Genomic DNA, 10,933 nt, shown 5'->3' with positions numbered 1-10,933 from the left:
TTTCGCGTCTGCGCGCGTCTGCGGGCGCGTGTGTCGGGGGATGGGGTGGGTCCGGGAGGGGCCTCGTGGCCGGGGACGGCGGCGGGGCCCCTTTCTGTTGTCCGGGTACTCCCCAGGTGCCGGGGAAGGCCGGTTCCGCCGAGTCGGTGACGACTGTGCCGCCCGCCACGTGTCGCCGCCGCAGGCTCCGGCATGGTCCTCCGCACGTCCGCCGGCCGCAGGACGGGCGTCATGGACCGCTCCTCTCCTCGGCTGGTCAAAGATTCGAATACCCCGGTCAGGAGAAAGTGGCAGGATCCCCTCCATGAGGTATCTGGTGAGGCGGGTTGCCGCCCACGAGTGGCTGAGGCTGCGGGACCTGCGGCTGGAGGCACTGCAGGAGGCGCCCGCGGCCTTCGTCTCCCAGTACGCGACGGAGCGGATGATGTCCGACACCGAGTGGCAGGCGCGGGCACGGTACGGGTCCGGCGCGGCGGTGCGGCCCGACGGCCGGCTCACGTCGACCCACATCATCGAGCAGGTGGGCGGGCGGGGCCGCTGGCTCGGCATGGTGACGGCCTTTCAGGAGCCGGACGCGCTGAAGCCCCAGATCGACCTGGTGGGCGTGTACGTGGCCCCGGAGCAGCGCGGGCGCCGGGTCGGGGCGTCGGAGGCGCTCGTCCGCGGCTCGCTGGCGTGGGCCTTCGACGAGGCCGGTGCTCAGCGGGTCCGGCTCTTCGTCCGTGAGGACAACGGGCGGGCGCTCGCGTTCTACCGACGGCTGGGGTTCACGGAGACGGGCGGGACCGTGCCCTACCCGCCCGCCCCCTCCCTGTCGGAGCTGGAGATGGAGTACGGCGGGGGCTGAGCAGCCGGCCCTGCCGGCATCGTCACAGCCGACCTGCGGCCTTGAGGGCCAGGTACGCGTCGGCGAGGGCGGGGGGCAGCTCCTCCGGAGGCGCGTCCACGACCGTCACACCGTGGCGGCCGAGCCGCTCCGCGGTCTGCCGGCGGGCCGCGCGGGTCCGCTCGGCGGACGCGGCCCCGTAGACGGCCTCCACCGTGCCGCGGGCGGCCGCCATCTCCTCCGTCCGCGGGTCCGCCACGGAGGTGACCAGCACTTCGTGGCGTCCGGTGAGCCGGGGCAGGACGGTCAGCAGGCCCTGTTCGGCGGGTGCGGCGTCGAGCGTGGTGAGCAGGACGACGAGGGAGCGTTGCGGAGCCCGTCGCAGCACTGCCGACACCAGGGCGCGCATGTCGGTCTCCACCAGAGCGGGCTCCAGGACGGCCATGGCGTTCACGAACGACGGCAGCACCTCGGCGGCGGGACGTCCCTGCACGGAGGTGCGGGCCCGGCGGTCGTGGGCCAGCAGGTCGACGCGGTCGCCGGCCCGGGTGGCGAGGGCGGCGAGCAGCAGGGCCGCGTCCATCGCGGCGTCGAGCCGCGGCGCGTCGCCGACGCGTCCGGCGGAGGTGCGGCCGGTGTCGAGGACGACGAGGACGCGGCGGTCGCGCTCGGGCCGCCAGGTGCGGACGGCGACGGCGGACCGGCGGGCGGACGCCCGCCAGTCGATGGACCGCACGTCGTCGCCGGGGGCGTACTCCCGCAGGGAGTCGAACTCGGTGCCCTGCCCCCTGGTCAGGAGCGAGGTGCGGCCGTCCAGTTCGCGCAGCCGGGACAGCCGCGAGGGCAGGTGCCGGCGGCTCGCGAACGGGGGCAGCACCCGCACCGTCCAGGGGACGGTGTGGGACCCCTGCCGTGCGGCCAGGCCGAGCGGGCCGGTGGAGCGCACGGTCACCCGGTGGGCCGGGCGGTCACCGCGCCGGGTGGGGTGCAGCACGGTGGTGACGCGCCGCCGCTCGCCCGCGGGGACGTCGACGCGGTGGCGGGAGGCGGCCTGCTCGCTGCCGGACGTCCAGCTGCTCGGGGGCCATGCGTCGCGGATCCGGGCGCGCAGCCGCCTGCGGCCGGTGTTCTCGACGGTGAGGGTGACGCGGGCGCTCTCGCCGAGCCGGACCGAGGTGTCGCCGGAGCGGGTGAGGCGCAGGTTGCGTACCGGCGCGGCCAGCAGCAGGTCGGCGGCGACCCCCGCCAGGACCGCTCCGCAGACCAGCCCGACGCCGGTGGCGGACGGCAGGAGCAGGCCCACGACCAGGACCCCGGCCAGGGCGAGCAGGGCGGTGCGGCCGGTGAGGGCCATGGGGCGGCTCCTGGGGTCGGGGGGTCGGGGTGGGGCGGATGCCCCCGGCCGGGCCCGACGCCCGGTCGGCCGCCGGGCGGGCCGGGCGGTGCCGGGGCGCGGGGGCGGCAGGGCGGGCGGGGGCGTCCGGCGGCGGCTCAGCGGGGGACGGGCACGTGCGAGAGGACGGCCTGGATCACGGAGTCCGCGGTGACGCCCTCCATCTCGGCCTCCGGGCGGAGCTGCACGCGGTGCCGCAGCGTCGGCAGGGCCAGCGCCTTGACGTCGTCGGGGGTGACGTAGTCGCGGCCGGCGAGCCAGGCCCAGGCGCGGGCGGTGCCCAGCAGGGCGGTCGCCCCTCGGGGGGAGACGCCCAGGGAGAGCGACGGCGACTCCCGGGTGGCGCGGCAGACGTCCACGATGTACGCCAGCACCTCGGGCGCGACGACGACCCGGGCGATCTCGGCGCGGGCGGCGTCGAGGTCCTCGGGACCGGCGACGGGCCGCACCCCGGCGGCGTCGAGGTCGCGCGGGTCGAAGCCGCCCGCGTGGCGGGTGAGGACCTCCACCTCGTGGTCGCGCGCCGGCAGCGGCAGGACCAGCTTGAGGAGGAAGCGGTCCAGCTGGGCCTCGGGCAGCGGGTAGGTGCCCTCGTACTCGACGGGGTTCTGGGTCGCGGCGACGAGGAACGGCTCGGGCAGCGGGCGCGGGGTGCCGTCGACGCTGACCTGGCGCTCCTCCATGGCCTCCAGCAGGGACGCCTGGGTCTTGGGCGGCGTGCGGTTGATCTCGTCGGCGAGCAGCAGGTTGGTGAAGACCGGGCCGGGCTGGAAGGAGAACTCGGCGGTCCGTGCGTCGTACACCAGCGAGCCGGTGACGTCGCCCGGCATGAGGTCCGGGGTGAACTGGACGCGCTTGGTGCCGACCCGCAGGGCCCTGGCCAGGGTGCGCACCAGCAGGGTCTTCGCCACGCCGGGGACGCCCTCCAGGAGGACGTGGCCGCGGCAGAGCAGCGCGACGACCAGGCCGGTGACGGCCGAGTCCTGTCCGACGACGGCCTTGGCGATCTCGGCGCGCAGCGCCTCCAGGGCCTGCCGGGGGTCGCGCGGGGCGCCGGCCGGGAGGGTGCCCGTGCCGGATGCGGCGGTGGGCCGGGCGTCGTGCTCGGTCACGGCTGTCGTACCTGCCTTTCCAGGGTGTCCAGATCGTCGGCGAGCCGCAGCAGGGCGGCGTCGTCGGCCGGGGCCGCACCGTACAGCAGGGCGTGCACCTCCGAGGGGGCGCGGCCCCCGGAGTGCGGGCCGTCCGCCGGGCCGGCGCCGGGCACGGGCCCGCCGGTGAGGCGGGCGGCGACGGCGGCGGTCAGGGCGACCGGCTCGGGGCCGGGTCCGCCCGGGACGCCGAGGACGGCGGCGAGCCGGGTGCGTGCGGCGTGGCGCAGGGCGTCGGCGGCCCGGTCGCGCGCCTTCGCACGCCGGTACAGGCGTGCGCGGCCCTCCGTGGTCTCGGAGGCCCGTACGACGACGGGCAGCTCCTCCGTCACGACCGGGCCGAGCCGCCGGGCCCGCCAGAGCGCGGCGAGGACGGCGGCGACGGCGGCCTGGACCGCGCCCCAGCGCCAGCCGGCGGGCACCAGCGCGGCGGGGCTCGTGCCGCCGCCCGCCGCCGTGGCCCGGCCGTCGTCCGGCAGGTACCAGACCAGGCGCCGGTGCGCGCCGAGGAGGCCGAGGGCGAGGGCGGCGTCGCCGTCGTCGTCGAGCCGGTCGTTGGTGAGGAACCGCCCGGAGCCGACGACGACGGTGTCACCCGCGCCCTGCAGGCTGCGGACCAGCGGGAACGCGCCGCCGCGGGGGTAGCAGGCGTCGGCGCGGCCGCCGGGGAGGTACAGGACGCCGCCCAGTTCCGCGCTGCCGGCGCGGAGGGCCTCCGGCAGGGTGCAGCGGGGGTCGGTGCTCGCCGGGCGGACGGCGGCCGCACCGTCGGGCGCGTCCCCGGCACCGCCGCCGTCAGCGTCACCGCCGCCTGCGGGGCGGGTGCCGGGGGCGAGGGCGGAGAGCTCGGCGGGGTCCGGGGCGACCAGGACGACACGGCCGCCGCCCGCGTGGACGGTGCTGCCGAGCTCCCGGAGCTGGGCGGCGGTCAGGGTGTGCGCGCGGGTGAGCAGCACGGTGGTGGGGCGTCCGCTGTCCAGGGCCCTGCCGGCGCCGGGGGCGGTGTCCACGGCCACGCCCTGCCGCTCCAGCAGCCGGGCCAGGGCGCGGGCGCCGTCCGGGGCGGTGGAGCGCGGGTCGAGCGGGGGGTAGCGGGTCTCGGCGCGGAGCCCCGCGTACAGCAGGCCGCCGAGGACCAGGACGAGGGCCGCCGCGAGGAAGCCGCGGGAGCGGCGCCACAGGCTGCCGGCGGTGGGCGCGAGCGAGGTGGCGGCGGGGGGCGCGGCGGCGGGAGGAGCCGTGGCGGGGGAGGGCGCGCCGGTGGCCGGGGGATGCGGTGCCGCGGTGCTCATACGTGTCCTCCGCTTCCGCCTGCCGTGCTGCCGCCCGCCGTGCTGCCCGCCGCCGTGCCGGCGGGGACGGGGTGCGCGGGGCGGGCGCGCAGCAGGGCGGTGTCGAGGCGGGCGACCTCCCGGTACGCCTCGGGACCGGCCGGGCGGCCGCCGTAGACGACGCCGTCGAAGGTGCGGGCGGCGCGGCGGAGGGCCTCGGCGTGCTCCGGGAGGACCTGCCCGGCCGCGGCCGCGGCCTCGTCGGCGGTGCGGCCGGGGCGCTCGTCGAGGAGGGCGCGCTCCTCCAGGGAGCGGACGAGGGCGCGGGTGCGCTCCTGCAGGGCGTCGGACCACCGGCCGGCCTCCGCGTGCCGTTCGGCGGCGGCGCGGTGCTCCGCGGCGGTGCGGCGCCGGTCGCCGAGGAACTGCCCCTGGGCGGTGCGGGCCGTCCGGCGGGGGGCGCCGAGCCGCCACCACAGGGCTGCGCCGGCGAGCAGCAGCACGGTCCCGAAGAGCACCAGCCCGGCGGTGCCGCCCGTGCCGGTGCCGCCGATCAGGCCCAGGAGGCGGTCGAGCTGCCGCCACACCCACGAGAGCAGGCGCTCCGCCAGGCCCGGGTCGTTGCGGTGGTAGGCCGGGTCGGACAGTTCGCGCCGGGCCGCCTCGCGCGCCGCGTCCCGGCCGACGGTGACGGGCGCGCCGCCGTCGGCGAGGACGGCGGCGCGCAGCCCTTCCCCCCAGCTGCCCACGCCGGTCAGGCCCCCGCTGCGGCGGGCGCCTCGCCGAAGCCGGGCAGACCGGCCGCGCGGGCCAGTTCGATGTCCAGGGCCTCGCGGCGGATGCGCTGGTCGACGTAGAGGAGGACGTTGATGCCCGAGGTGAAGGGCAGCGTCAGGGTGGTCGCGACCGCCGAGCCGATGCCGAGCATCACCAGGGTGAGCAGCGGCGGTCCGGAGTCGGCCTGCGGGTTCAGCACGGCGTCGATCCCGCCCGCGAAGAGGCCCACGACGGTGAACGGCAGCAGGATCATCGTGCTGATCACCCAGCTCACCACGAGGCCGAGCAGGGTGATGCCGAAGATCCGCCACCAGCTGCCGCGCACCAGGCGGGCGGAGCGCGACAGGGAGGCGAACACCCCCTGCTTCTCCAGCATCAGGGCGGGGGCGGCGAGGCTGAACCGGATCCACAGCCAGACGATGCAGGCCGTCGCGGCCAGGAGGCCCAGGCCCAGGCCCACGCCGAGGACCGCGGGGTCGGCGTGCGACGCGGCGGCCGCGATGCCCGGGGCCAGCAGCACACCGCCGACGGCGACCACCATCACCAGCAGGAGCAGGACCAGCCCCAGCAGCGGCAGCAGCCGCGGCCGGACGTCGGCCCACGCCTCCCGGAGCGACACCGGCCGTCCCAGGATGCCCCGGCCGACCACCACCGTCAGCAGGGCCGTGGCGACCTGCCCGGCCAGGAGGAGCACCAGGTAGTCGACAGCGGTGCCCGCCGCGTCCGCGGCCGGGGACAGGGTGTCGGAGCGGGTGCCCCACTGGATGAGGACGCTGGAGGCCGAGCTGAGGACGGCGAGCGTCAGGGAGATGCCGAGCACGGTGCGCCAGTAGCGGCGGGCGGTGGAGACGGCGCCGTCCAGGATCTCGCCGACGCCGAGCGGGCGCAGCGGGATCACGCCGGGCTTGGGCGCGAGCGGGACGGCCCAGCCGCCGGCGAACGGGGGAGGCGGCGGGTAGGGGCCGCCGGGGTACGGGGCCCCCGGGTGCGGGCCGGGCGGGGGAGTCCCCCAGCCCGGTGCCGCGCCTTGGCCGGGGGCGTCCTGCGCGGGGGGCGCGGTGTCCTGCGGTCCCGCGTCCGCGGGCCGGGCGTCCTGCGGTGCCGACGGGCCGGGCACGCCTCCCGGAGCGGAGGCGCCGCCCTGGGGGCGGCCGTCCTCGCGGGGCGGCTCGGGCGAACCGGGCGGTGCCCAGCCCGGGTTGTCGGTCATCGCTGCTCCTTCGCGGGTGCCACCGGACGGCGGTCACGGGGGTGAGGGGCCGTTCGTGTGGCGCCCATCGTGCCATGGCCCGATCGCGCGCACTGCACCGTACGGGTGACAGCCTCCGGCCGGTGGCGGGACCGGTCCCGCCGGGCCGCGTCCGGGCGTGCGCCCTGTTCAGTTCGGGGTGCCGCCGGTGCAGACTGGGGCGATGACCGATCTTCCCGCTGCCTGTCCCGCCGCCCCCGCGCCCGTCCCGCCGCCCCTGCGGGCCCTGCGCTGGGACGACTCCCCGGACGGCCCCGTCCTGGTGCTGCTCGACCAGACGCTGCTCCCCGGCGAGGAGCGGGAGATCGCCTGCACCAGCACCCGGACCCTCGTCGAGGCGATCCAGCGGCTCGCGGTGCGCGGTGCCCCGCTGCTGGGCCTGGCCGGCGCGTACGGGGTGGCGCTGGCCGCCGCCCGCGGCTGCTCGGTGGGCGACGCCGCCGAGGAGCTCGCCCGGGCCCGGCCCACCGCCGTCAACCTGGCCGTCGGCGTGCGGCGGGCCGCCGACGCCCACCGGCACCACCTGGCGGAGAAGCCCGGCGACCTCGACGGCGCGGCCGCCGCGGCGCTGGAGGCGGCCCGCGCCCTGCACCGGGAGGACGCCGCCGCCAGCGCCGCCATGGCCTCCCACGGGCTCGACCTCCTCGACCGGCTCCTGCCCGGAGGCACCCACCGGCTGCTCACCCACTGCAACACCGGCGCCCTCGTCTCCGGGGGCGAGGGCACCGCCCTGGCCGTGGCGCTCGCCGCGCACCGCGCCGGGCGGCTGCGGCGGCTCTGGGTGGACGAGACCCGACCCCTGCTGCAGGGCGCCCGGCTGACCGCGTACGAGGCTGCGCGCGCCGGGATGCCCTACACCCTGCTGGCGGACAACGCCGCCGGCTCGCTCCTCGCCGCCGGCCAGGTGGACGCGGTGCTGGTCGGGGCGGACCGGATCGCGGCCGACGGCTCCACCGCCAACAAGGTCGGCACCTACCCGCTGGCGGTGCTGGCCCGCCACCACGGCGTGCCGTTCGTGGTGGTGGCGCCCACCACCACCGTGGATCCGGACACCCCCGGCGGGGCGGACGTGGAGGTCGAGCAGCGGGCCGCGCACGAGGTGGCCGAGTACGCCGGGGTCGCGGTCGCACCGCCCGGGGCGCCCGCCTACAACCCGGCCTTCGACATCACCCCGCCCGGACTGATCAGCGCGATCGTCACCGAGAAGGGCGTAGTCTCCCCGGTGGATGTGAGCGGGATGGCACGGCTGTGCGCCATGTCACGATCGAGTGATGAGACGATGTGAAGCATGAAGGGACGCGTCCTGGTCGTCGACGACGACACCGCACTGGCCGAGATGCTGGGCATCGTTCTGCGTGGGGAGGGTTTTGAGCCCTTCTTCGTCGCGGACGGGGACAAGGCACTGGCCGTGTTCCGGGAGAGCAAGCCCGATCTGGTCCTCCTCGACCTGATGCTGCCCGGCCGCGACGGCATCGACGTCTGCCGGCAGATCCGGGCCGAGTCCGGGGTGCCGATCGTCATGCTCACCGCCAAGAGCGACACCGTGGACGTGGTCGTGGGCCTGGAGTCGGGCGCCGACGACTACGTCATCAAGCCGTTCAAGCCCAAGGAACTGGTGGCCCGGGTGCGCGCCCGGCTGCGCCGCGCCGAGGAGCCCACCCCCGAGCAGCTGGCCATCGGCGACCTGGTGATCGACGTCGCCGGCCACTCGGTGAAGCGCGACGGCCGGTCCATCCCGCTGACCCCGCTGGAGTTCGACCTGCTGGTCGCGCTCGCCCGCAAGCCCTGGCAGGTCTTCACCCGCGAGGTCCTGCTGGAGCAGGTGTGGGGCTACCGGCACGCCGCCGACACGCGGCTCGTCAACGTCCACGTGCAGCGCCTGCGCTCCAAGATCGAGCGGGACCCCGAGCGGCCCGAGATCGTGGTGACCGTGCGCGGCGTCGGCTACAAGGCCGGACCCAGCTGACGTGAGCGGGCAGCACGACCAGGACTCCCCGCCGCGCGGCACCGCGGGCGGGGAGTCGCCGTCCCGGGGCCCGGCCGCCGCGGACCTCCCTCCGGTGGGCCCCGGCGCCGGCCCGGCCGGCGGCAGGACCGGCGGCCCGACGGCCCCGGACGAACCCGCAGCCGGGGACGCGCCGTCCGGCGCGAGCCGTATACCGGGCGGCCACCGCGGGATCGCGGCCATGGTCGCTCTCGCCGCCCGCCACGCCAGACGGCCGTTCCGCCGCGCCGTCGCGCTGTGGCGGCGCTCCATCCAGCTGCGGGTGGTCGCCACCACGCTGGTGCTGTCGCTGGGCGTGGTGCTGCTCCTCGGCGTGGTGGTGATGGCGCAGGTCCGCACCGGCCTGCTGGACGCCAAGAAGCACGTGGCGGAGAGCCAGGCCGCCGGAGGCTTCTCGGTCGCGCAGAAGCAGATCGACGACGCCCGCGACCTCCCGAACAAGGCCGGCAGCGGCACCGCCCCGGCCGCCGCCGAGGACATCGGCGACTGGATCACCCGGCAGGTCGAGCAGCTGGCCAGCAGCGGCCAGGGCGTGTACTCCGTCGTCGCCCTCGTGCCGTCCGCCCCCGCGGCGCCGACCACCGACGTGTCCGGGGTGCGCTCCCCGCGCAGCACCGGCAACGTCTCCCCCCAGTCGATCCCCGACGAGCTCCAGCAGCGGCTGGCGGACCACCCGGGGACCGTCCAGGAGCAGCCGACGGTCATCCGGCGCGACCAGGGCGAGGGGCCGCGCACCGAGGCGGGCCTGGCCATCGGCAAGCAGCTGGTGGGCCCCGACAGCACCGCCTACCAGCTCTTCTACGTCTTCCCCTTCGGCCAGGAGAGCAAGACCCTCGGCCTGGTCACCGGCACCCTGGCCACCGCCGGCGTCTTCGTGGTGGTGCTGCTGGGCGCCATCGCCTGGATGGTGGTCCGGATGGTCGTCACGCCCGTGCGGATGGCCGCCGGGATCTCCGAACGGCTGGCCGCGGGCCACCTCGACGAGCGGATGAAGGTCACCGGCACGGACGACATCGCTCGGCTCGGCGACTCCTTCAACGAGATGGCCAACGCCCTGTGGGCGCAGATCCGGCAGCTGGAGGAGCTCTCGCGGGTGCAGCGCCGCTTCGTTTCCGACGTCTCCCACGAGCTGCGCACCCCGCTCACCACCGTCCGGATGGCCGCCGACCTGCTGTACGAGGGCCGCGAGGACATGGACCCGGCCTCCTCGCGCTCCGCCGAGCTGCTGCAGAGCCAGCTGGACCGCTTCGAGTCCCTCCTCTCCGACCTGCTGGAGATCAGCCGCTTCGACGCCGGCGCGGCCGTCCTGGACGCCGAGCCCGCCGACCTGCGGGAGATCGTCGCCCGGGTCGTCGAGGCGGCGGAGCCGCTGGCCCAGGCCAAGGGCAGCGCCCTGCTGGTGCGCGGCGCCGAGGACCCCGTGATGGCGGAGGTCGACCCCCGGCGGATCGAGCGCATCCTGCGCAACCTGGTCGTCAACGCCCTGGAGCACGGCGAGGGCCGCGACGTGGTGGTCCGGCTGGCCTCCGGCGACGGCTCGGTCGCGGTCGCGGTGCGCGACCACGGCATCGGCCTCAAGCCCGGCGAGGCGTCGCGGGTCTTCCACCGCTTCTGGCGGGCGGACCCGGCGCGGCAGCGCACCACCGGCGGTACCGGCCTCGGCCTGTCCATCGCCCTGGAGGACGCCCACCTGCACGGCGGCTGGCTGCAGGCGTGGGGCGAGCCCGGGGGAGGCTCGCAGTTCCGGCTGACCGTGCCCCGCACCAGGGGCGCCGAGATCGGGCGCTCGCCGATCCCGCTGGAGCCGGAGGACTCCCTGCACAACCGCGGACTGGGCGCGCCCGGCACCCCGTACCGCAGGGTCGCCCGCCCGGCCGGCGGCCGGCCCGCCGACGCGGGGGCCGAGGAGGCGGCGGAGGGCGGCGGGAACGGCTTCGGGCCCGGCCTCGGCGGGGTGCTCACCATAGGCCCGGGGCTCGGCCCCGGCGGGCGGACGGCCCGCCGCCCCTCCGCGGACCCCTCCGACGTCCGGGCGGCCTCCGCGGGGTACGGTGCGACCGGCGCCCACGTCGTGGTGGAGCGCGGGACGGGACGGCCGGGGGCGGACGGTCCGGGAGCGGCCGGGACGGCAGGGGAGGAGCGGGACGGTGCGGAGGCGGACTGACCGCGGGGGGGCCGGGCAGGCGGCTGCCGACCGCGCCGTACCGGGCGCCCGTGCGCCCGGCGCGGGCCGTACCGGGCGTACGGGTCCGGCCTGCGGC

Annotated in this window: 9 protein-coding genes; 4 read left to right on the top strand and 5 right to left on the bottom strand. The window is 77.5% G+C overall.

Annotated elements, in window-relative coordinates; translation table 11 throughout:
* The first annotated feature begins 304 nt into the window (after nt 1-304).
* Entirely contained in the window at nt 305-847 is a 543-nt protein-coding gene (locus tag ACFY07_RS26935) for a GNAT family N-acetyltransferase (RefSeq protein ID WP_390872142.1), read from the top strand.
* A gap of 22 nt (nt 848-869) precedes the next feature.
* On the opposite strand, the gene ACFY07_RS26930 is transcribed toward ACFY07_RS26935, so the two are convergent.
* From ACFY07_RS26930 to ACFY07_RS26910, 5 genes are all read right to left on the bottom strand, one after another.
* Complete coding sequence (locus ACFY07_RS26930) at nt 870-2,180, bottom strand: DUF58 domain-containing protein (RefSeq protein ID WP_390872141.1); 1,311 nt, start codon at nt 2,178-2,180, stop codon at nt 870-872.
* A 137-nt stretch (nt 2,181-2,317) separates the two neighbouring features.
* Complete coding sequence (locus ACFY07_RS26925) at nt 2,318-3,247, bottom strand: AAA family ATPase (RefSeq protein ID WP_390872143.1); 930 nt, start codon at nt 3,245-3,247, stop codon at nt 2,318-2,320.
* An 80-nt stretch (nt 3,248-3,327) separates the two neighbouring features.
* Entirely contained in the window at nt 3,328-4,662 is a 1,335-nt protein-coding gene (locus ACFY07_RS26920; protein WP_390872140.1) for a DUF4350 domain-containing protein, read from the bottom strand.
* On the bottom strand, nt 4,659-5,390 hold the full coding sequence (locus ACFY07_RS26915; RefSeq protein ID WP_390872139.1) for a DUF4129 domain-containing protein: 732 nt from the start codon (nt 5,388-5,390) through the stop codon (nt 4,659-4,661). The genes ACFY07_RS26920 and ACFY07_RS26915 overlap by 4 nt, the downstream gene beginning before the upstream one ends.
* Nucleotides 5,391-5,395: 5 nt before the next feature.
* The gene (locus ACFY07_RS26910; RefSeq protein ID WP_390872138.1) at nt 5,396-6,628 is read right to left on the bottom strand and encodes a hypothetical protein; all 1,233 of its coding nucleotides are present in this window, start codon (nt 6,626-6,628) and stop codon (nt 5,396-5,398) included.
* A 202-nt stretch (nt 6,629-6,830) separates the two neighbouring features.
* Here ACFY07_RS26910 and mtnA point away from each other — a divergent pair, with 202 nt between their 5' ends.
* The 3 genes from mtnA to mtrB all read left to right on the top strand — a co-directional run bounded on the left by mtnA (nt 6,831) and on the right by mtrB (nt 10,836).
* Complete coding sequence (gene mtnA, locus ACFY07_RS26905) at nt 6,831-7,952, top strand: S-methyl-5-thioribose-1-phosphate isomerase (protein ID WP_390872137.1); 1,122 nt, start codon at nt 6,831-6,833, stop codon at nt 7,950-7,952.
* A 3-nt stretch (nt 7,953-7,955) separates the two neighbouring features.
* The gene (gene mtrA / locus ACFY07_RS26900) at nt 7,956-8,633 is read left to right on the top strand and encodes an MtrAB system response regulator MtrA (protein ID WP_230747857.1); all 678 of its coding nucleotides are present in this window, start codon (nt 7,956-7,958) and stop codon (nt 8,631-8,633) included.
* A gap of 220 nt (nt 8,634-8,853) precedes the next feature.
* The gene (gene mtrB, locus ACFY07_RS26895) at nt 8,854-10,836 is read left to right on the top strand and encodes an MtrAB system histidine kinase MtrB (protein ID WP_390872136.1); all 1,983 of its coding nucleotides are present in this window, start codon (nt 8,854-8,856) and stop codon (nt 10,834-10,836) included.
* Nucleotides 10,837-10,933: the final 97 nt, after the last annotated feature.

Source organism: Streptomyces sp. NPDC001380 (genome assembly GCF_042895785.1).
GTDB lineage: Bacteria > Actinomycetota > Actinomycetes > Streptomycetales > Streptomycetaceae > Peterkaempfera.
The sequence above is the reverse complement of the archived record's forward strand: the minus strand, read 5'-3'. Positions and strand labels throughout refer to the sequence as shown.